The organism is Desulfobacterales bacterium, from assembly GCA_034003325.1.
Classification (GTDB): domain Bacteria; phylum Desulfobacterota; class Desulfobacteria; order Desulfobacterales; family JAFDDL01; genus JAVEYW01.
In genome coordinates this window covers 149,199-171,343 of the sequence record JAVEYW010000006.1, presented here as the reverse complement: position 1 = coordinate 171,343, position 22,145 = coordinate 149,199, and the positions used below count along the sequence as shown (strand labels likewise).

Here is a 22,145-nt window from a genome sequence, read left to right as displayed (position 1 = left end):
TCAGAAAAAACTCTCCGGAACGATAATCACATCATCTGGGAAAACGGGCATATCCATTTTAACATTTTCAAGAACCTGCTTTTGCCCGGCAACGATTCTGATTACCCTCACTTTGTTTTTGGCTGCGATTTTCGAAAAACCCCCGGCCGTTGTAATCCCTTTGATAATCGTGAGATCCGCCTCTATTTTGTAAGATCCGGGCTTATTAACTTCTCCGGAAACGTAGTAGATATCGGCTTTTGAAATATAGACGCTGTCGCCATCCCGAATCGGAAGATTTAAGGATGTATCCCCCTTTTTAACCAGAAGATCCAGGTCGATGACAATCTTATCGGCCTCATTGGTTTCAGCTATTTTTCGCTTAATCGTCGCGGTGCTTCCCGCATCCGGCGTCAAGCCCCCCGCAGTGGATATAAATTCAAGAAGTGTTGTTTTCCCCCGAAGCTCATAAAGCCCGGGCGTTTTAATCTGCCCGAGAATAATCGCTTTTTTACTTCTGTATTCTTTAATGAAAACATCCACCTGGGGATTTACGAGATACCCGTCCGCCAGCAGTTTCTCTATTTTGGCGGAAACTTGAGAAACCGTAAGATTCTCCACATTCACCTCGCCAATCAGCGGCACCCGAATCGTGTTGTCGGCACTCACTCTGACTGTGGTGGAAAGATCCTGGTTTTCATAAACATTAATATCAAGCACATCGCCATCACCCACGGTGTATTCCGCGGCGATCGCAAAAGCCGACCCCATCATTAGGATTAAAACAAAAAGGCATGCTTTTTTCATAATCATCAAATGAAAATATCCACTCTAAAAAAGATGGTATTGGTTGTGTAATCAAACAGGCTGAAATTTGAATCCCTGATTGCAAAAATATAAGCGAAATCAACTACCAGCCAGTCCCGCATTTTATATCTTAACGCAGGCGCGATGCTGAAAATATCGTCTACTCGGTCGTCGGTTACCCGGTTATAGGTAATCAGCCCGTCATATTCATCCATTGTAAATGAACACTGTAATGTCCCGGACCACTTCTCAGTGAACCGCTGAAGCCAGGCGGCGGTGATTCCGGTTGTCAAAACGGCCGAGGAATCGATCAGGGACGATTCATTAAACCGCCGGAAACCGACCAATTTCAAAGCCCGCTTGGGTGTAAAATTATGCTGTGTTTGTATTTCAAGCGAAAAGTCGTCATCATCAAACGCGCTTCCCTTGTCAAAATCTTTCTCTATATATCCAAGTTTTATGCGCCCGTTGGTCTTGGCTGTCATATTCCAATCAAGCCCGCCATAATATCTATGCTCCGAACTGTCTGAATCCGTATATTCATCATACCGAATATCTGCAAATTCATATTCAACAAAAACAGAAGTTTTAGGCTTCACTTTGTAAAAGGCATAAAACGCATAAGAGTTGTCGTTCCTGTTTCTGTATTCATTCACATCATCGTCATAATTAAGATCGTAATTTGAATAATCGAACCTAAACTTGAATCGCTCCGGCGTTTCATACACCAGCAACAAATCGAATAAATTGTCTTTGTACTTATCAATTCGCTCAGATATGCCGTTATCGTTAGGCTCATGGTTACTTTGGTACTGATCCACCACGTCAATAGAGAGTCCCATATTTAAATTATATTGCAACATGCCTTCGACCTGATGGTTAATGGCATCATGTTGTGAATTATCCGCATAATAGACAAATTCCGGCGCATAGAATAGATAGCTTTGGAATTTTCGAGCCGCTTCGGGTTTCATGCGGCTCACTTTAAGTCCGCCGGGGCTTGTTGTGGTGGTGCCAATTTCCAAAAGTTTTTCTCTGTTCGCCGGAAGCGCAAGCCATATACCGGGAGATATCGTCGTGATAAAATCTTCTTCCTCTTTTGAATTGGTATAATATAGGTTATCCGTCCAGCGTTCTTCAAAAAGTAAGAAAGGGTGGTAATACCCTCCTTTTTTCCCGAAAACATCAGCCTCTATTTGACCCTGGCCGGGAATAATCTTTTCTTCAGTTTGCCCTACCGGGATGGGCGAGAAACTCTCCGGCTGATTCTGCTGCCCCACGGGCGCATCGGCAGCCATCGCATCATGACACACGAATAGACACCATAGCAGGCAGGAGAGCAAAAGCGGAATTCTCTTTATCAAAATCAGCTCCTTTCGTCAGAAATTGGCAATGCAGCGGAATAATGGCCGTTTATAGATTTTAACTTGCTGGTTTGTCAACAAAAAAACCCCTATGAAAATTTTTTCGGTAGGGGTTTCTGAACTACTCAGGCACTGCTTCAAAAAAGGTCAGGGACTGGGGCTTGAGTTCGATGCAAAGTTCTTATCGCCATTATCGTCAATCGGAATCTCTTTAAGATCATTGTCAGCCAGCGTATAGGCCAGTCCGTCTTCACCCTTAAGGCATTGCGACTGCGCGATTTCATCAATGTCATACACGGGCTGATTTAGAGGCGTCATCGCATCTTTAGCCGCCTTGGCGATGATCGCTTTCATCACCCCCGCCTCTGTTGCACACATGCAAAGCTGATCGATTTCCAGATCCCCGCCCACCGCATAAATATTTTTCAGCACCAGGTACGGATTATACTCAAGCTCAATCGCTATTTTTAAACACTCACAAACGCGCTCGCCCTTTTCCGCCATCAGTGCCATCGCAATAGCCTCAGCCAGCACCACTTCCTCGGGCGCAGCGTACGCCAACCCGGCGGGCTTCGCCTGGTTAACCGGCGCCACCTTGCCCTTTTCAAGAGCGGCTCTATAAACAGCGCGCCAGTCCATTGGACCGATAGCCTCTTCTGCCGAAAGAATAGAAGAAAATATCGCAACCATCGTAAGCGTCACAATACCCCATGTTAAATTTTTCATTTTTCCCTCATTTGTTCGTTTTCGAATTTATAATACCCTTCAATATTCTTCTGTTTGCTTACATTGATTCAAAGCAATACTCATGCCATTAAAACAGCATGACTAAAAAATAATTTTGGATGCTGAATTTTGAATCCAGCAATTCGGATTTTTTATAAAACGGGCAAAATATATATCAATTCAAAATAAAGAACTTGATTTCACCTCACCGTAACCGCATTCCTTTGTATCTTCATACCGGATATTGCTCAGCCTGCTTTCGGTAAAGCGCGGCGTATCGACCATTCAACGCCATCAGCTCCGCATGGGTTCCCCGTTCCGCAATCCGGCCATCATGCAAAAGCATTATTTTATCCGCCAGTTTTACAGTCGAAAACCGATGGCTGATAATCAGGGCAGCTTTGTTTTCAACCAGTTCCTTGAATTTTTCAAAAATCCGGGATTCGGCATTAATATCAAGGGCGCTGGCAGGCTCGTCCAAAATGACAAGGTCTGCATCTCGAAAAAAAGCCCTTGCCATCGCAACCATCTGCCACTGCCCCACACTTAGCTCTTCCCCTCCTTTAAACCATCGCCCCAGGGTGGTATCAAGCCCTGAATGCAGTCGATCCACATAGTCACCGATGCCCGCCTTTTCTGCCGCCGCTTTTACGCTCTCATCCATGCTATCCTTATCAATATCTCCCAACCGGATGTTATCCCGAACCGATAGGTAATACCGGATATAATCCTGAAATACGACCGAGATTCTTTTTCTATATTCTGCGGCGCGAAAATGTCGAATATCCACCCCGTCCAAATTTATGCTACCCAGCTCGGGGTCATAGAGTCTGCAAAGAAGCTTTACCATTGTGCTTTTTCCCGCCCCGTTTTCCCCCACTAGCGCGACGACCTCGCCCGGCTTTATGTCAAAATTCAAATTTTCTATTACATTTTTTCCACAATTTTGATACCCAAAGGTTATGTTCGATATCGCAAATCCGGTTTTTATCACATTCGGTACAGGCTCCGGTTTTTCAGGATCTTGAATATCCGGTTGAACATCCATGAATTCATAAAAATTGGAGAGAAACAGATTATCTTCATAGAGCGCGGCCACGGCGTCCAACAATGAGCCCATGTAGGCAAGCCCTCGTTGAAATGCTTGAAAATACATCACCATATCACCAATAGAGATCCGCCCGTGAACAGTTTCCGATGCGATGTAAATAAAGGAGCCAAACACAGCAATCGTTACACTCGACTGGGCGACCAAATCCCCGAATGCCCGGCGCTTTTCGAACCATAATTTTTCGTGCCTTAACGTGTTGCGTATACGATTAAAACACCCAATAAAATAGTCGCCAAGGCCAAAGAGTCTAATTTCTCTGGCATGCCCTCCATCCGTCATAAGCCAATTGAAATAATAGCTTCTTCTTTCGTCCTCGGTTCGCTTTTTCTGCCAATGATAAATGCGATCCGAATAGGTCAGGCGCATCATCACCCCGGGAATGACCGCCGCCAGCATCACCAGAGGCAGCAAGGGGTTAAACATGACAAGGAGCCATAACATCGCAGTAAGCGAGGCGGCGCTCTGACCGGCTTGCACTAAGCCGTTGACAATACTGGTAGGGCGGTACGGTCCATCCCGTTGTGCCTGATGAAGCGTATCGCGGTGCCCGGGGGATTCATAATAAGCAAGATCCACAGCCACCGACTTTTCATGAAGCACGGAATACATATAGTCGGTAACCGTCAGAGCTTGTGCTTTTTTCACATAATCGGCAAAAAATCGACTGCCTGCCGTTATTAACCCCACGCCGCCGGCGAGGCAAATGTATGAAACAACCTCCGAAAACCCGTTACTCGCCGCTGCCATTTGATTCGATACCGGAAAAATCATGCCGGAAACCGCGTCAATAATCAACTTGACAAGATAAAGGGACAACAGGGGCAAAGCACCTTGAATCACGATCAAGGCACCGGAAGCAACCGTCCATCCGGGACTGGCCCGCCATACAAATCTAAGGGCCCGGTCTATACGCAGGGCATTTTTGAGTTTAACCGATAGGGGGGTGGTATTCAGTGGCATAACATGGGTTATATGATATGAAAGGCTCACAACGCGTTAATTAAAGCGATAGTGAGCCTCATGTATTCCCTATAAATCATCAGGAAGGCGATAACCGAAATTCAGGCTCATCAGCAAATGATATCCCCCAACCTTTAAGGCTATAATAACAAATCACTAGCCAACCAATAAAGATCGATCTTGCACTTTCTTGTTTGACTTTTTATTAGCAATATATGCCCCAAGGCCAATAAGTCCAAATCCCATCAGCGCCATAGTTGCGGGTTCGGGCACTACTTGAAAAATTAAATCTTGCTTTCCATCAAAGCTGGCTATTTGAAATTGGTCACCATTAAATGCGTTTAAATCCGATGAGGCTAAGCCGGTAATGTATTGCGCGTATGCATTTACAATATCTGAATTTGTAAATGAAGTGTTGAGGACGAATCGATCATAATCGGTCACCCCATTGTACCCATCAGGAGCCGCCATGTCATAAATCGTTTCCCAAATAGCAAGTTGTAACGCCGCATTCTCGGCCGCGGTATTATCGGCGCGCCAATAAGTATAAAGCAGCCAAGCTGCTTTATTTCCATTATTTAATGTGCCGACATTCAAAATGGAGGCATCGCCGTCACCAACCAATTCAGTCAAGTCGACACAAAAACCATATGTTCCAAAGAGCGGTTGATTTTCGCTCGAATCCTTGTAAAAGGACAGGTAAAAAGAACCAGCATAGCGACTGTCACTTGATTCTGATCGCCAATCACTACCGGTATATGTGTCCGTAGAAAAAACTCCATCATAATTGAAATCAAATTGAAAGTAGACAGCTAAATACCCATAAGACTTCGGCTTGTTATCGGGTGTGACATCAATGTATTCCGCTGATACACCCGAGACGAATGACATTGATAGCAATATGGCCCAACCAATAACGAATCTTACCATTTCTCCCCCTTTTTGATTTTCTCCGGGGTTGTCCCGGCCAAAATGGCCATGAATTTTTAAAAAAATCCTCATACGGAAAAGCCGGAAGCTGAGCGGCTGGACTCCTTTGCAACCAACAACTTTCTCCAATGATGGCGCTTTCGTGCATGTTTCTTATAGAGGCCCTAACCTATATGCCGATAGAGTTTAAGGTTGTTGAGGCCCTCCTGGATACCCTGGAGGTGGGGGAGGTTCCTCTGAAAAAGAAAGGACCGTTTCCGATACCGCTGCCGCAGCTATTAACGTTAGTTTCGGTTTTTCCCATTTTTTGTCGCGATTTTCGTTTTCCATTAGTTGACTCCCTATTTTTTCACTACAAATTATAGCAATAATTATGCCAAATGGCCTTTCTGCCAGTCGGAAAGTATCCTCTCTGATCAGAAAACATATCTGCCTAATAAAACACGAAATTTATAAAATCAACCCAAATCGCACTGACAACCCGGCGCATTAATTACCCCCAACCCCTCTTGTCATTCAACAGGAATTAGGAAATAAATTACATATGCTTCGCGCCCTCACAGCTCAATAGTATTTTCTTTTCAATAGCTTGCCGAATATGGCGGTAAGGTTGAACCTGGAAAGAAATGTAACATATCTCTTAATTTTTATATAATTAATACCATAACATATTCCGTTTCGGGAATTAATCTCAGAAATAAAACCAAGGATATTATCATAAGGTTGCGGGTTATCCTCATGAAAACAATGGTCACCCTTTGTCACGAACCGATCTTGAGAAAGGCGCATAATTCTGTGCACCACTAATTTTTCGGTAACCGAGTCTATAAAGGCCGCCATATCACCGGGCGCGGGTAACACATCGCCATAGGGAGTCACCCGGATCACATCTCCGTCTTTAATAAACGGAAACATGCTGTCCCCTCTGGCCGTAAACCGGATCATTCGTCCCTGTTCAGTAAAAGCCTTGACCAAGATCCCCAACGCCTTGCCAGATAAGCCAAGGCTGTCCAAGCGTTTAATTACTGGCTGCATTTCCTGGAAATTAGGCCCGTTATCAGAAACATGCACGCCTTTACGTGTATGTTCGCCGAAGGTGAAAATGACTTTTATGCATCCCAGCATCCCAGCATCCGGCTTTGCCGGATTAGGGTTCAAGGACCAGCCCTTTTCCGATAAGTTCGCCCACTAGGGCCACTACATCCACTTCAATTTCGACAAAAGCGGCATTGTACTCGGCCGAAAGCACCTTTATCACTTCAAATAGAGTGGTATGCCCATCCAATTTTTCCCAAACCGCAATGCCCGTCGCGCTCAACGCGTACATCTCGGCATCAAGATCACCCAAACCAGATTTTAGTGGAACAATTACCAACTCTCCCTCTATTTCCCTGGCGACCACATCGGCTGAAACCCGGTAACAATTATTTAAATCAACTGACATTCAATTTCCTTTTCCTTAACCGCGATTGATGCGAAATTGCGCGAATTCATCATAGTTGTTCATTCTCGGCTATTCGCGCAATCTGTGGTTAACTTGTTTTTTATCTTTCCGCATATATCACCTGACAAATCAAATTGCACCCGGAAGCACTTAACCTGCCGCACCAGCGCCGCAAGAATATCAAAGGTTTTTTCCCACCCGTCCGGCGTTAAAAAAGGGTGCACCAGCGCCCGTAAAAGCTGGTGGGATACCCCTCTTCTTTCTATTAGATCTTCAATATGATTCCCCGCAAACTGTTCCAGAAAAAGGACCGCTTTCAACGGCACGGAGCCGGCAGAAGTATCCGGGACCGTGCCATGGCACCAGTTGCCATGTATCCAAAAATCAGTCCCCCTTGCCGTTACAAACATCCTGTCGTCGCAAAGAATTCTAAACCCATGCCGCTTCAACATTCTGGAAAGGGTACTTTTTCCAACCCCGGATGGCCCCGTGAGCAAAATCCCCTTGCCGTTCATATCAAACCCGTTGGAATGAATCATCAAGCCGTTTCTATCACAAAGCAATTTTGAAAAAAGAACTTGGTCACTATTAAACAACGTCAACGCATTGAAAAGGCCATTTCTATATTTTTCTTCCCCTATATCAACCGCATAAATATCAACGACCTTGTGGTCAGCGCTAAACACCCCAACCGCCGAATGGCCGGGATCCGCCGGGAAAAGAGATCTAAATTGGTATATCCAGTATTCATCAGTTTTAAAAATCCGCCATCTATCTTTATGATAAATTTCTTGATTCGCCATCTCATCTGCTCTTGGGGTATTCGGTGAGTGAAAATAATGAGAGATCAAAACATTATCCGCGCCGGGCCCCTCCACTTCAAACTGCCTGAACTTGGGATGAAAGGTATTCTCGGTAATGTGCCGCTCGGACCTAACCTCTATGGTTATACCTGCGACCTGATAAAATTTTGAATACATGAATTCCCTATCAAAAGAGTTTTAACCCCGAATAAAATAAGCGCTAACAAGAGTGCTCAGCAAAAAATACCAACTACCCAAATTGTAATTCAGCGCCAACTTTGTAATTCGAATAACGTTTTTGAAAAGCCCCTATCACGGTTGCCTTCCAGCCTAACCCGGCAAAGCCGGAAGGTGGGCGGCTGGGATGCTGGGATGCTTGGCAGCTAACAACCCTCTCCAATGATACACGCTTTTTCGTGTATGTTCCTGATAACGAGTCTAAACAATTGCCTTATTGATATCACGCAACCGAAAATACAGGCCCTGTCGTGGCAAAGCATGGCACAGCAAATATAATTATCTTTTGTTTCATTGCCCTACCTGCCTGAGCCCATGAGCACGACCCTTACTGTAAGCAACAAGAGTCTAAGATCGTTAAAAAGCGACCAAGTATCGATATATTGCAGATCAAGCCGCATCCACTCATCGAAACGCATATCATTCCGCTGAGGGGCGATTTGCCAATAGCATGTCAAACCGGGCTTCATGGAAAGTCGCCGTCTTTGCCATATAGAATATTCAGTTACTTCTGAAGGGATAGGCGGCCTGGGTCCCACAAGGCTCATTTCGCCTTTTATCACATTGATCAGTTGCGGTAATTCATCAAGACTCGTTTTACGTAAGAAGGTACCGACCCAGGGAATAATTCGCGGATCATCTTTTATTTTAAACGCGGGGCCGTCAGCCTCGTTCATCAGCGTCAGCTCCTGTTTGAGCGCGTCTGCATCATTCACCATCGTTCTGAATTTATACAATATGAATTTTCGACCGTTAAGGCCCAATCTCTCCTGTCTGAAAAATACGGGCCCCTTAGACACCAGTTTAATCGCTAATCCAACAAGGACAAAAAGAGGCAGGCAAAGCACCATCATAATTAAGGCGACCACATGATCCCCAACTGCCTTGATGAAGAGTTTGGCCTCATTGGGCGGGGTGGTCTGAAGCGCCAAGGTATGAAGCCCCAGAAAATCCTCGATCCTGATATTGGCGATTCCAGGCCGATACATCAACTTATCGAGCTGCCAATCGGGAATAATTCTGACCTTTACCCCCATGCTCTCAGCCATCGAAAGATATTCGGCTGCATTTTCAATCAGCTTTAACGGCATCGCAAACAGCAATTCATCAACGACATTATCTTTCAAATAGGCCTCAAGCCCCGCCATGCAGCCGATTACCTGATGTCCATTAACAACCGGTTTGCCAATTGTGGCTTCATCCAGGTCAAAACACCCGAGCACCTTGTAGCCCGACCCCCGGTTATTCTCGATGCTTTTAACCGCATCGACAGCGCGTTCCCGGCTGCCGATAATCAGCACATTTCTCGTGTTGATTCCGCGGGCTCTCAACCGTTTCAAACCGATGTAAATAATATATTTTGATGCCGTCAGAAGTAAAATGTTCAGAAAAATAAAAATTCCGACCAACATACGGCTGATACCTTGAATATGAAACACATAGAGCGATATCGACAGTATCACCACACCTAATAAGACGGACTTTGTGATTCTGACGAAAAATTGCCAAAACTGTGATTCGCGATAGGAAATATACATGCCCATCCAGGCAAAAGAAATGTACCAAACAATGATGATCAGCAGCAGCACGATATAATAATTGGGATTACTTGAAAGGCCCCGAAGCGACGTGGGAAGGAAAAAATTCTTAATATGATAGGCCGCGATAAACGAAAGGGCAGTAATCACCAAATCCAGTGTTTTCTGTACCCGTGTTGTCAATTCGCCACGTCCTCTAAGCATTTTGAACCCCTGATTTTATTTTCAAACACTGCCAGATTAGCCGAAAGGGCCGCAGCAGATACCTAAGGAACAAGAAATGCGCCGGCAAGGAAAAAGATTCCCACTCCTTTTTGGTCGGCGAAAAAAGGAGTCGCAATAAATATCTCCATTGATCCGTCCAAGAATCCCTAACGCTAAGGTGAAAATGGGAAAACCGTCTCTTCCCTTCGCCGGCTTGCGCACCCGCTTCTTTCTGAAACATTCGCGACACAACCGTTTGAGCGAGACGGGAAAGATCATGCTTCGCTTTTATTCTATTTTGAATCATCTCGGGAATAGAACTGCCCAAAAGCACCCAAGAGAGATAAACCCCCAAATCCAGAATCTTTCTGCAGCGCCAATCTCCGGCCAGATCGTCAACAAGACGCCAATTCAACCGGTCACTTTTGCGAATCAATTCCGCGACACAGCAAACCAGCTCCAAGAACGCCCATTCGTGCTTTGCGCCATGAATGCATAGATATAACAATAAATATTCGTCTGACAGACTGAGAATTTTTTTCTTGTGAAAAAGAGAAATTCTCAGGCTGCCCGATAAGCTCTCCATGATCAGGGGTTTTGAGAGATAATTCCCGGATAGTTCCCAATGCAATTCAACAATAACGCCCGATGCATTGCTGCGAAACGACACATTATCTTCATCCTTAATGTACCGTGTCATCAACGAATCGCTGATTGCCAATTCTGCAGCAAATCCGTTTTGTAGCAGTAAGTTCCAGGCCAGTTTAGCATGGCTTCTGCTCACCAGAATATCCAAATCCGCAAAAAAACGCCGTCCGATGTCACCATATACCTTGTCCGCAAGCACAGGCCCTTTGAAAGGAACCGCACAAATTTTGTTTTCTTCAAATAACCGTAACAACTTTATAAGAAAAAACGATAAAAACATACTATGTTTAACGTTGTCGCTATAAACCACTTTGAGTTTATTAAAAATGTAAGCCGGCGCGCTATCCGCTAACATCTTATTGATATTTTCATACATCAGCGGAAAAATTCTCTGCCGCATGGCCATGTCGTAAACCAAATCCCATTGCAGGGAAGGGGAAACAGCCCTCCTTATTTGCGCACATCTGACCTCTCCCGGTTCAACGCATGCGCACAACCGCACAAAATCAATTTCAGGGCCATAGGTATTGATAGCGCTCGTTCCTATTCGGCGAATAACTATTGGCTTTGAACCGCGAAGGAAGCGAATTTTCGCAAACACAAGGTATTTTTAACGTGTTTGAATGATTACGAAGCGGCAGAAGTTTTCTTTTTTCTTGCCAGCGCTTTCATCAGCATCCAAATAAAGGCGGGATTGGTTTTTGCGTATCTTTTCCACATACGCCGGGGTTCTTGATAAATTCGATACAACCATTCAAGACCACTGTGTTGCATCCAGCCAGGGGCTCGTTTGGTTTTGCCGGCAATCACATCAAAACTCCCCCCGACTCCCATACAAAAAGGAACCCCCATTTCAGGTATCCATCTATTTAAAAATTGTTCTTTTTTGGGCGACGAAAAACCGACAAACAGCATGTCCGCGCCACTATTTTTTATTTCTTTCGCTATATCTGACTCCTCATGTTCCGAATAATACCCATTTCGGAACCCCGCTACTTGAAGTGTGGGATACTGTTTTTGAAAAGCGCTGACCATATGTTCCACCACCCACTGCTCCGCACCGAAAAAAAAAGGTTTGTACTTTTTCTGATCGCATACACGAATGAGCGCCTGAAAAAGATCCACTCCCGCCACCCTGGATGAAAGGGGCGTTCCAAGAAGTCTCGCCGCCCATACAATCGGCATCCCATCCGCATTGATAATATCGCATCTATTTATAATTGCTTTAAATCCCTGATTTTTTTGCATCTCGACAAATTTGGAGACATTGACAACGACATGCTGACAAAGCGTCCGTTCAGCAATGTGGCGCTCAATTTTTAAAATGGTCTGAGCTATATCATCGCTATCGACCGGACAGCCCATGATTTCATAACGAGTCATTCGTTTTCCTCTGAGACTTATAAATCGGAAGCTGCACGAATAGCCTGCTCGGCGGGCGGGCAAGAAATGCCGTGATGCTCGAATTAGCCGTTACCTGTGGATCATCTATTAAGATAATAAGACAATGCATAATACATCCACGCCTGCGCCCACCGGATATAGGGTATTTTATTGGTCATCAGCCGGGATTTCTGGTAATAAAAAAAACCTGCTTTGTCCTGCATGTTCAAAATGGCCCATTCAGCGATTCTTTCGGCCATATTCAAACTTCTTTCGCTGTATTGGTATAGTTTAAGACAAGTGATAATTCCTTGGGCAGCGCAATGGATATCAATGGGGTAAAGAGAATTACTGAAATATTTGGGGCAGCCATTTTCTAAAAAAAAAGTGTTTAAATAATATTCATAGGCGCGCTTTAATTCTCTCTCCCATATCCATCTCCCCGTAAATCCCATCCATTCTTTTAGCGCTACGAGATTAAACCCGGTATGAAAATTATCGACAAACCCGTGATGATGAAGTTCCCCATAGGGCCATGAATGGTCCGGTCGCAATGCCGCAACGGAATAGGCCATCGCTTTACGTGATTTTTCATCATATTTCAACTGCCCGGTATAGGCAAAAACTCGGCCCAACAAGGCCGCCCCGAGCATATTCGCATTATGCACTCGGGCGCTTTCCCCCGGAATATACCCGAAGCAAAGGGTGCCTTCATCTTCAAACAGAATCAGATGTTTTAAAATAAAATTGCAGGCACCGATAGCAACTTCCAACACCGAGTTATCAGCGGTTCGGTCAAAATAATCCAGAAATGCATGGGCGACAAATACAGTGGTTACAATATTGGGTTTACCCGCGGGAACATAAAAAGCCCTCGCCTGCCAGTCGAAATTATACCCCCAGCTGATGCCATCATAGCCCGTGCACGCTATGTTTTTCAACCAGTCAAGAATTATTGCTGCTTCATTTGTTTTATCGGCCTGAATGAGACCAGCGGCAAATAGCCCCAACCCCTTGGCGTTATACTCTTTGGGTACTTTTACAAGCCGACGGAAATTAACCGGGGATCGCTTAAAAAACTGAATCCAGATCAATCGCAGCAAAGCGGACCGATAAAGGGGGGAGTTTTTAAACAGGGTTGAATTCAGCCCATCAAACAGATCCCACCCGCTGTATTTTTCCTTCTCAACAAAATGTGCAAGCGATTTATAAGATGTTTCGATCGATCGCATGGGGTTATAAGTCGATCACCTGTTTTGTGCGCAATGATTCGAGAATCCCGAAGCAAACTTCTGCGGCGCTGAAAATTTCCCGAACGGGTATCGGGCATTCGCTGCCGCGTTTAACCGCATCAAGAAAGAGGAACACCCCCACCTTCTGTCCTTTATTCTGGACCAGAAGTTTTTTTGATTTCGGCTTGCCGCCGTAAATCGTCACTTCCTTGAAATCATTCAGAACAACTGTGTTTCCTCGGCAGTATATTTCAACATATTCTTTGGCAAGCGATTTTGACCCGTTGGCAAAATATGAAATACTGCCGATGGATCCGTTCTCATAGCGCAGAGACACGGTTAACACATCATTCAAATTTAGAGGCTGTGTCATGGTAGCGGCATAAACGGATATCGGCAACGAGCCGTTGAGAAACGTCAAATAATCTACAAAATGGCAGACTTCACCCAAAATTCGCCCGCCTCCCACATCAATATCCTGAATCCATGAGTCCGATGGCATAAAGCCCGCATTGATTCGGTAGGTCATCGCCATGGGACCTTCGTTTAAAGCCTCTTTGAGGATTCGTGTCAGCGGTGAAAATCGCCGGTTATACCCCACCATCAATAACCGATCGGATGAATATGCTTCCTTGATCAACTCAAGTTCGGCCGGAGCCAAACAAACCGGTTTTTCAACAAATACATGCTTTCCGGCCTTTAAAGATCGTAATACGAAATCCGCATGTGTATTGTGCCGGGTAGCGATAAATACGGTATTAATCTCTTTGTGCTCAAGAATATCCTTTTCTTCACCCGTGCAAAACCCAAACCCAAACCTTTCAGCCACAGATCTTGCACTGGCACTGGTAGCCGTCTTCACGCCGATAAGTACGATATCATCATTTTTCGGTATATTGGGAAGCAAATGACTTTGCGTGTAAGAGCCTGCGCCAATAAACCCAATGCCGACCTTAGCTGTTGTTTGCCTTCGCGGTCCGATTAGAACCGGTTTCTTTTCAATTCTCTTGGAGATATCATAGGCAATCAAAATACCGATAAATGGTTCTGTTCGGGCCATAATCATGTCATATGCCTTCGGCGCATCTTCCAGCGGAACACAATGGGTGGTCAAATAGCTCAAATCGATGTGTCCGGAATAGATGAGATCCTGAAAGGCCTGCATATTTCGTTTTTCAGTCCAGCGCACATAAGCATAAGGATAATCCATGCCTTTTTCTTCGTAGGTGGGGTCATAACGACCCGGACCGTAAGAACAAGACATTTTAATCTGAAGCTCTTTTTTATAATAGTGGGGTTCTCTGTCAAACCCGGTAGGAACGGCCCCAACCACAACGATGCACCCTTTTTTCCGAGCTATCGCACCCGCAAAATTAATAGGGTCCAGCGATGAAGACGCTGCGGTGATAATCACCGAATCACACCCCATACCATTTGAAAAATCTAAAATAGCCGCTTCAATCCCAGCGTCATGTCGATTAAGTGCCAGATCCAGGCAATGTTTCCGGCCGGTCTCAACCATAGCTTGATCAATATCCACACCAACAACCCGAATGCCTGAAGCCCTTAAAAGCAGCGCTGTCAGTTGCCCTAGTAACCCCAAGCCTATCACTGCGCAGCTTTCCCCAAGCCGCAGATCCGCTTGCCTGACGCCTTGAAGAGCGATAGCCCCCAGGGTGTTATAAGCCGCCTGTTTTAAATCGGCATCCGCTTTCAATTTCACGCATAAATTTGCAGGGACAGCTATAACTTCTGCATGGCAGGCCGAAAGGCCTCCACAGGCGACCCTATCGCCTATGGCGAAACCTGAAACATCGGGTGAAACATCAATCACAACCCCGGCGCATGAATACCCGAGCGGGCAATAGGAGTCCATTTTTTTCATCACTGCGCGATAGGTTTGAACAGGCCCTTTGGTTACCAGTGTCTCAAGCACCTGTTTTACTTGTTCTGGCCGCTCTTTTGCTTTTCCGATATACCCCTTTCGTGCCGCTTTAACTGTGCTGCCTTCCGTGCCGACGCTGATTAAGGAAAAATATGTTTCAATTAATATTCGTCCCGTTTGAATGAATGGCAACGGCGTGTCAACAATACACATTTTACCATTCTTTAGTTTTTGAGTTAGTTGATGCATTGAGCGCTTTCAATTAATTTTTTTATTTTTTTACAGCTACTTTCTTATTCAATTCATTAATAATCCTCAGCTGTTTACCACCTGTTGTCAAAGGTAGTTCATCTACTATTTTAATGGAAATGTCCAATTCATCCCATATTTTTTTTTTATGTTCCTCCTCAATTCTCAACGCGTCATTTTTTGAAAAAGTAGGTGATACAACCAACCTTATTTCTAATTTTCCGATTTGATTTTGATAATATTGTGACTGAATAACATTTTTATACAAATCGCCATGCATGTTTAATGCCGCAGCCGATATCCTCGAACCATTATAGCCGAAAATGCTTTCTATGTTCCATCGGCCTTGAACATCTGAGAATCTTGGCCAATTACGTTTACAACAGCCGGACAACTCTTCTTTTACGGCATAATCACCTGTCTTATACCGTATAAGCGGCATTGCACGATTCCAAAAACCAGTTCCGACCAATTCCCCCTTTTCACCCTCCAAGACCGAATTCCCATCATTATTAACGATTTCTAAAAATCCGTAATTTGGAACGTGATGAAATGAAGCGTTTTTCTCACATTCGCCGGCTAAAATAACCCTTTCACTTTGTCCATACCATGTAAAAACTTTTGTTTTAAACGCTTTCTCTATCCTTTTTCTTTGTTGTATCGAACAGGATTCCGACCCTAGTAGAGCAGCTTTTATAGGGGGTAATTCACCATTAAATTCGTCTCTTAAAATAAATTCTGCGATGCGATCAATTGCCGATGGGTACCCATGCAGATATATTGGCTTGTAGCCAATCAATTGTTCAATATATTTATTAATAGTTTTACTGTTAATATGAAATGGAGAGAATTGCATCTCGTTATGAATCGGGTTTTCCTGCCAATACGCACCATTGTTTTTTTTTAAGGGAACGCCACGAAATGTTGCTTTTTTAAATTTTGGTTTATATCCAACTCGTTTCCATTGGTGATGAATAAAAGCCATTTCTCTCGCATATGACATGTCTTCCTCATAAAACACCAATTGATTACCTGAACTTCCGCCTGTGTATGCCTTATGGTGAGCTATAGCACTTATGCATTTGGGGATATAATCATTTAACTTTGATTGTAATCGTTCTTTGGAAAGAAAAGGAAAGTCCTTTAAGGCTTCGAATGCTGATAAACGTTCTACAAAACGTCTGTGTTGCCGGTAAGCAGGTACATGCAGTGTGGAAAAATCAAGTATCCGAAATAAAGCATTTTCTTGATATTTAACAATTTCTTCATGAGAAGCATATTCAATTTTATTAAGATCTAATTTCGTACTACGATAAGCCTTTCCGGCAAGAAACTCGTAAGGTATTTTGCAAACAATACGTTTTAAATAGTCTGGCAGACTATTGTAAACGTCTCTTTTGTATTCAAACAAGCTGGCCTCTATTATTTTTCAAGCAGGGTTTTATATATGAGACTCACTTTATCCGCAATGATAGGAATTGAGCAATTAAGCTGCGCATATTTTTTAGCATTTTGCCCTATTTTTTCTCTTAATTTTTGATCACTTATTAATTGTAGCATCAAATTTTTCAGCATATGTATGTCGCCAGGATTAAACAACAAACCATTTTCCCCATGTTTAATAATATCGGGAATTCCTCCAACAGGGGTTGTTATTATAGGCAAGCCATAGGCCATCGCTTCCAGCATTGACATTGGAACTCCCTCACAATAGCTAGGAAGGCAAAAAATATCTGCATTCGAATATGCTTTATTCATATCATCTCTCTGTAGCCATCCAGTAAAAATAACATTATCCACAACGTTTTGTTCAATAGCTATCTTTTCCCCTTCCTTAATCTGACCTTTTCCAGCTAAAATCAATTTGCATCCACCAAATTTCTGATAAACTTCTTTGAACGCTAAGATTAAATCAAAAACGCCTTTTTCTTTTTCGATCCATCCAGCATAAATTATCTTTAAGCCATGCCTTTTATCCCTTTGTATACTATAGGTTTGAGATGGACATGGATTTGAAACAATAGCTATTTTTTTACTGATTCCCGGAAAGGTTATTTCATTGGCCTTAGTTGTTGACAAACAGAGAATTTTATCTGAAAGGGTAATCAAGCATCCTATAATGCGCTTCTTGTTATAATTTTTGTTAAGAAACTCTCCGAACCCCCCGCCATGAATATGAAGCACAACTTTTTTTTTTAATATTTTACTTAAAACAACAAAAATACTTTTTCTGTAAAAACTTACATTTGATGCTGTATGTATATGAATAATATCGCTTTTAAAAATAAAACAGGGCGCAACAAAAAGCGCTTTAAGAAAAGTCGACACCTTTGTGATTGTTGTTGTATCTTCTTGCGTCGCAAGCCAGTTCATAGTGTAATTTTCGAACAGACTTGATTCAAAATATGCGGTTATCACAGATGATATCCCGCCACGGCTCTTCCTCGATGGGCCTATATGAAGTATTTTTGGTTTTACTATTACCAAAATCTTTAGCTCTATAGTTATTAAGTTAGTTTCCAGGATGTCAGAGGCCATCTCAAAACAAATTCATCTATTTAGAAGGCTAAAACCAAAACTGCTGTAACAAACTGTAATTAGGCATAAAGCAAACGGCCTTGTATCTAATCAAAAAAATATGCACAACATTCTGAATTACAAAGAGAATAAAACTTACAAGCAAACAATAGGGAGACCGGTAGCGCCCATAAATGCGCCGGCTGCAAAAACCCAGAAAAGGAAGCATCGCAAGTTTTTTTAACTCTCACAAATCAAAGCTCATCAACAGGTGCAACATAACCATTTAATTCTGCGTCACCATTTTGGATTGAACCCAAAAACATCAAACCCAACCATAATGAAAACAAGTCCGTAAAAACTGGCGCCGTCACGGAGTTTACTATTAATATGGTAAAAGCCAATAGCGCCGAAAACATATATTGCTTTGTGTCGACATAATGCGTATAAAAGTTTGCACTTACTATTGATGACTTGCCAATTTTAATAATTTTAGATGATAATTTACCAACCAGAATTTTGAACAACGCAAATAGACATAAGCAGTAACTGAAAAATCCAAACCATCCCGACTCACCTATAACATGCGGCCAAAAGGTATCCGTCAAAAAGGTATTTCTTTGAAACCACCAATATTTTTGAAATCCTAAGTACAGATAATATGGGGAACTATATACATCAGCGGCGTGCCCCCCATACCCCCCTAACCCACCCCCTAAGGGAAATTTGATATTCGCCAATAAAAAACTTTTTGCATAAAAAGCCACCCTAGCTGCTCTGGCTCCCCAAAAATCCAAAAAACCTAATTCATTATACATAGTAAATTTTACATAAGGCAAAATTATTGGGATCAAGATAAAATATAGTAAACCGGTTAACACTGTAAAGGATATGAATTTCTCACCATAAAATTTTTCCCTTCTGAAAAAAAAATACACAACCAGCAACCCGATAATCATTGCAAACGTTTCATTTCGGGAAAAAGTAGTCAGGAGTACAAAAAAACTCAAAATTATCCACAAAAGTTGCTTCTTCCCCTTTTTAATTCCTAACTGAATTATATAAAAACCACACATTGTGGCAGAAAACGTAGCCAACTGCCCAGGATGCCAGAATATTCCAGCTGCCCTTGGTAGGCGCTCTTGCAGTAGAAAAAATGCACCCTGGTGCGCACCGGCTGAGAAAAACGTATTATAACTTTCTGGAAGAACGAATTGCCAAATAATTAAAGCAATTGACAATAAAAGTATCATTTTTGAATAAGGTAAAAATTTTTTAATAATCCATTTTGTATCTCCCGCGCCGATAAACGCCATTGCCAGTATAGGCATTTTTAATTCGAGCAAAAACTGAAGCGCGAAGGCCTCGATTTTAAGGGGAGAAAACAACCAGCTTAAACTACCCCAAAAAAGATAACAAAGATATGCAAATACAGTTATCGGCCCCCATATTCTTATGTTCCAAAGAATGAGCAATCCTCTGAGCAAATATGGGAAAACCAAAATCAAAAGGGCTTCTTCTACTTTATCGTAGTATTGCAAATAGATGCCCAGATCAAATTTTTTTACAAATGGATGAATCGAAATACATATAATCCACCATAATAACAGGATAGGCCGTTTTTCATTATTTGAAAAAAAGCCCCTAGTTACAGAATAGAAACCATTATTATAATTTTCTGAAATCATATAGCTCATGGTTTGTTTTACAACCCATTATAATAACGGCAAAAATATAGATGCTTCAAGAAGGGGCAATGTCTAATAAAAACCACGCCTGATGTTATGCACGCAACAGCGGAATGAGTCTATAACATCAAGCCGGAATTCTTCTTGTTGTTTAAAAAACTCTTACCTATCGTCTTTTTACCATATAGTTAAAAGTATATGTAACTACTCAGGAATACAGAATTCAGGAGCCAGAATTCAATATAATGCACTAACCGCCTGAATCTTCATTCAACTATATTAATCCGGCTGCTTTCAGTTGTTTGTATTCTGAATTCTGGATTCTGTCTCCTGGCTACTGAGCAGTTACAAGTAAATTTAAATTGATCTACTCGTGAATGTTAAAACTTTTGTTTTAATAAGCTGTTAAAAACATATATTTGATACCCTCTTCCAAGCAAAGATGATAACAAGAATGCAATTGGTATTCCCCAAACCCCCATGTTGATTACCATCAACGTCCCCAAAGAAACAACGATAGATGCAGCAATAAGTTCCGCAATAAAACCCGATTTTGTATCTTCCATCGCAACCAGTGCGGAATTTACTGGAATTGCAAAAATTACAACACTTGCTTGTAACGTAAATAATAGCAGCAACCATGAAGAAGGGTTGTACTTACCGCCAAATAAAATTGACATTATTTCATTACTCGAAAAGAAAACCACTAAATTGTATAAGATCAGAACCAAGGCTATCAATAATGTGTACCAACTAACCAGCATTCTCACATTTTCTTTACCATGTCTATAGGCGTGCGCCAATTTTGGAACAGTAAAAGTGGATAGGGCCTGGGCAACGGGTGATAGCAAAGAGGCTGGAATCATGCAAACACCATAGACTGCCGCCTCCTCCATATCGCCCTGCACTACCAACAATATCAAAGGCCCTGAAAGCAACCCAAGTAAAGCCCGCCCCACAAGCCACTTGCCAATTCTGATGCATTTCTGCAAATCCAATAAAAACCGTTTTCTTTCAAACTCAATTGATCTTCTTTTCAAATACAACAACACCAAACTAGGGCATATCGACGAAAAAGAAATTATGCAATATGTGCTTTCGATATTTAACGTCCCAAAGCAGTAAAATATTCCTGTTAAAACAATCGCGCTGCCATTAACAGCAACGCCAAAAAAAAACACTTTTTTAACATCAAGAGTCGAAAGTAAAACCTGCCTTAAGAAATCCCTCAACAACCAGGCAGATACAGCAAAAGAATACAGCAAGACAACTATGGCAGATATGCCGAAATTAAAGAGATAAGCCTGAACAAGTCCTATGATGCATCCCATCATAAACAATACGAAGGATACTATAAGATGGAGCACAAAAACATTGCTCAAAAAAGACCTTTTTTTCTCATTTTCAAATCCTGGAGACAATACAACATACGGAGTACTTGAAAGCCCGTTTTGTATGCCAAGAATGATTATAATTAAAGGAAAGAGAAAAACGTAAATACCATACTCTTCTTTAGTCACCGAACGCGCCAACATTACGCTAATAGTTAAATTAGCAGCACTTCGAAATACTTGTTCGCCGACAACAAAAACGAACTCTGTCAAACTTCTTCCAGTATACAAAAGTATACATACCTCCCTTGACAGTCAAAAGTTCTTTGGCCTTCAATCGGCCTCTTTTTGCCGCACAGACAGTTATGACTGGCGCTTGCTTTAAATTATTCGATAAATCGCGGTATGCTTGAATCTGCGAAAATGATGGTGAAATTCATGCTGAAAGGCAACCCTCCCTTACCCTTTTCTCCGATGTCACGATGGAAGAATATGTTAGCATCCACAGTGTGCCACAGTTCTCTTCAATCTAATGCCGATACATCTTGGTTGTATATCAATCAAGTAACTATTTTATTAGATAATAGCCCGCTCTCCATTCGCGTCGATCACGGCTCAACTATGATTAAACCGCTAATCGAGAATAAACTAAAAAAGAGGGGCAGCGTTAGTTTCAAGGGTTTTTAGAAGTGTTAAAATTTCGGTAGGATTTTCTTTTTCCCCCTGGCCATATGGATTAAAAGAAACACCCATCTGATACTGGTAACTTTTTTCGCGGTTCTTTGAAGCCCATCGGACGGCAGCCTTGATTTCCGGCTGTTGCTCTATGCCCGGAATGTTGAGCTTGAGGATAAGCGCCTCACCGACATCAATTCTATGATGACTTAGGAATTTCAAACCGCCCAAGCTCAAATCCAGCACCGGATAATATTCATCCGAATAGTCCCGGGTCTTCCAAAATTTGGATTTTTTCTTATAAAAAAGGGTGGTCCCCGGAATACTAAATCGATTGCATTGCCGTTTTTCCATCCCCACTCTCCAGGATTAACTTTTCTGTCCACCGGTTTTGCCTCCGCCGCAAGCGGTTCTGCCCGCTATATTTTGGCTGA

At 42.7% G+C, this 22,145-nt stretch carries 18 protein-coding genes; all 18 read right to left on the bottom strand.

What is annotated here, in order from left to right; genetic code table 11:
- Window positions 1-792 carry a polysaccharide biosynthesis/export family protein gene (locus RBT11_08350; GenBank protein ID MDX9786773.1) on the bottom strand — a complete coding sequence of 264 codons (792 nt, stop codon included), beginning with the start codon at window positions 790-792 and terminating at the stop codon, window positions 1-3.
- Window positions 792-2,150, bottom strand: coding sequence for an outer membrane beta-barrel protein (locus RBT11_08345; GenBank protein MDX9786772.1), 1,359 nt, complete (start codon window positions 2,148-2,150; stop codon window positions 792-794). Before RBT11_08345 ends, RBT11_08350 begins: the two co-directional genes overlap by 1 nt.
- A 147-nt stretch (window positions 2,151-2,297) precedes the next feature.
- Complete coding sequence (locus RBT11_08340) at window positions 2,298-2,876, bottom strand: hypothetical protein (GenBank protein ID MDX9786771.1); 579 nt, start codon at window positions 2,874-2,876, stop codon at window positions 2,298-2,300.
- 232 nt (window positions 2,877-3,108) lie between these two features.
- The gene (locus RBT11_08335; GenBank protein ID MDX9786770.1) at window positions 3,109-4,947 is read right to left on the bottom strand and encodes an ABC transporter ATP-binding protein; all 1,839 of its coding nucleotides are present in this window, start codon (window positions 4,945-4,947) and stop codon (window positions 3,109-3,111) included.
- A gap of 156 nt (window positions 4,948-5,103) precedes the next feature.
- Complete coding sequence (locus RBT11_08330; GenBank protein MDX9786769.1) at window positions 5,104-6,006, bottom strand: PEP-CTERM sorting domain-containing protein; 903 nt, start codon at window positions 6,004-6,006, stop codon at window positions 5,104-5,106.
- 435 nt (window positions 6,007-6,441) lie between these two features.
- Window positions 6,442-7,035, bottom strand: coding sequence for a S24/S26 family peptidase (locus RBT11_08325; GenBank protein MDX9786768.1), 594 nt, complete (start codon window positions 7,033-7,035; stop codon window positions 6,442-6,444).
- Window positions 7,025-7,321 (bottom strand): PqqD family protein, encoded by a 297-nt coding sequence (locus RBT11_08320; protein MDX9786767.1) that lies wholly within the window; start codon window positions 7,319-7,321, stop codon window positions 7,025-7,027. Before RBT11_08320 ends, RBT11_08325 begins: the two co-directional genes overlap by 11 nt.
- Before the next feature lie 59 nt (window positions 7,322-7,380).
- Window positions 7,381-8,301, bottom strand: a complete 921-nt coding sequence (locus tag RBT11_08315) for a hypothetical protein (protein MDX9786766.1) — start codon at window positions 8,299-8,301, stop codon at window positions 7,381-7,383.
- A gap of 359 nt (window positions 8,302-8,660) precedes the next feature.
- Window positions 8,661-10,103, bottom strand: coding sequence for a sugar transferase (locus tag RBT11_08310; GenBank protein ID MDX9786765.1), 1,443 nt, complete (start codon window positions 10,101-10,103; stop codon window positions 8,661-8,663).
- Window positions 10,096-11,253 carry a nucleotidyltransferase family protein gene (locus RBT11_08305; protein ID MDX9786764.1) on the bottom strand — a complete coding sequence of 386 codons (1,158 nt, stop codon included), beginning with the start codon at window positions 11,251-11,253 and terminating at the stop codon, window positions 10,096-10,098. Before RBT11_08305 ends, RBT11_08310 begins: the two co-directional genes overlap by 8 nt.
- Window positions 11,254-11,378: 125 nt before the next feature.
- Window positions 11,379-12,134 carry a WecB/TagA/CpsF family glycosyltransferase gene (locus RBT11_08300; GenBank protein MDX9786763.1) on the bottom strand — a complete coding sequence of 252 codons (756 nt, stop codon included), beginning with the start codon at window positions 12,132-12,134 and terminating at the stop codon, window positions 11,379-11,381.
- Window positions 12,135-12,235: 101 nt separating this feature from the next.
- Window positions 12,236-13,366 carry a hypothetical protein gene (locus tag RBT11_08295; protein ID MDX9786762.1) on the bottom strand — a complete coding sequence of 377 codons (1,131 nt, stop codon included), beginning with the start codon at window positions 13,364-13,366 and terminating at the stop codon, window positions 12,236-12,238.
- 4 nt (window positions 13,367-13,370) lie between these two features.
- The gene (locus RBT11_08290; protein MDX9786761.1) at window positions 13,371-15,464 is read right to left on the bottom strand and encodes a bi-domain-containing oxidoreductase; all 2,094 of its coding nucleotides are present in this window, start codon (window positions 15,462-15,464) and stop codon (window positions 13,371-13,373) included.
- Between the two features lie 58 nt (window positions 15,465-15,522).
- Window positions 15,523-16,911, bottom strand: a complete 1,389-nt coding sequence (locus RBT11_08285; GenBank protein MDX9786760.1) for a hypothetical protein — start codon at window positions 16,909-16,911, stop codon at window positions 15,523-15,525.
- Between the two features lie 11 nt (window positions 16,912-16,922).
- Window positions 16,923-17,873, bottom strand: a complete 951-nt coding sequence (locus tag RBT11_08280; protein MDX9786759.1) for a glycosyltransferase family 4 protein — start codon at window positions 17,871-17,873, stop codon at window positions 16,923-16,925.
- Window positions 17,874-18,271: 398 nt separating this feature from the next.
- Window positions 18,272-19,714 carry a hypothetical protein gene (locus RBT11_08275; GenBank protein ID MDX9786758.1) on the bottom strand — a complete coding sequence of 481 codons (1,443 nt, stop codon included), beginning with the start codon at window positions 19,712-19,714 and terminating at the stop codon, window positions 18,272-18,274.
- A 371-nt stretch (window positions 19,715-20,085) separates the two neighbouring features.
- The gene (locus RBT11_08270) at window positions 20,086-21,309 is read right to left on the bottom strand and encodes a hypothetical protein (protein ID MDX9786757.1); all 1,224 of its coding nucleotides are present in this window, start codon (window positions 21,307-21,309) and stop codon (window positions 20,086-20,088) included.
- Between the two features lie 375 nt (window positions 21,310-21,684).
- Window positions 21,685-22,065 (bottom strand): PilZ domain-containing protein, encoded by a 381-nt coding sequence (locus RBT11_08265; GenBank protein ID MDX9786756.1) that lies wholly within the window; start codon window positions 22,063-22,065, stop codon window positions 21,685-21,687.
- Between the last annotated feature and the right edge of the window lie 80 nt (window positions 22,066-22,145).

Coding starts and splice junctions, on each gene's coding strand:
- RBT11_08310 (MDX9786765.1), bottom strand. CDS start 10,103: ATGCTTAGAGGACGTGGCGAATTGACAACACGGGTACAGAAAACACTG.
- RBT11_08350 (MDX9786773.1), bottom strand. CDS start 792: ATGATTATGAAAAAAGCATGCCTTTTTGTTTTAATCCTAATGATGGGG.
- RBT11_08300 (MDX9786763.1), bottom strand. CDS start 12,134: ATGACTCGTTATGAAATCATGGGCTGTCCGGTCGATAGCGATGATATA.
- RBT11_08265 (MDX9786756.1), bottom strand. CDS start 22,065: ATGGAAAAACGGCAATGCAATCGATTTAGTATTCCGGGGACCACCCTT.
- RBT11_08295 (MDX9786762.1), bottom strand. CDS start 13,366: ATGCGATCGATCGAAACATCTTATAAATCGCTTGCACATTTTGTTGAG.
- RBT11_08315 (MDX9786766.1), bottom strand. CDS start 8,301: ATGTATTCAAAATTTTATCAGGTCGCAGGTATAACCATAGAGGTTAGG.
- RBT11_08335 (MDX9786770.1), bottom strand. CDS start 4,947: ATGCCACTGAATACCACCCCCCTATCGGTTAAACTCAAAAATGCCCTG.
- RBT11_08290 (MDX9786761.1), bottom strand. CDS start 15,464: ATGTGTATTGTTGACACGCCGTTGCCATTCATTCAAACGGGACGAATA.
- RBT11_08280 (MDX9786759.1), bottom strand. CDS start 17,873: ATGAACTGGCTTGCGACGCAAGAAGATACAACAACAATCACAAAGGTG.
- RBT11_08340 (MDX9786771.1), bottom strand. CDS start 2,876: ATGAAAAATTTAACATGGGGTATTGTGACGCTTACGATGGTTGCGATA.
- RBT11_08275 (MDX9786758.1), bottom strand. CDS start 19,714: ATGAGCTATATGATTTCAGAAAATTATAATAATGGTTTCTATTCTGTA.
- RBT11_08320 (MDX9786767.1), bottom strand. CDS start 7,321: ATGTCAGTTGATTTAAATAATTGTTACCGGGTTTCAGCCGATGTGGTC.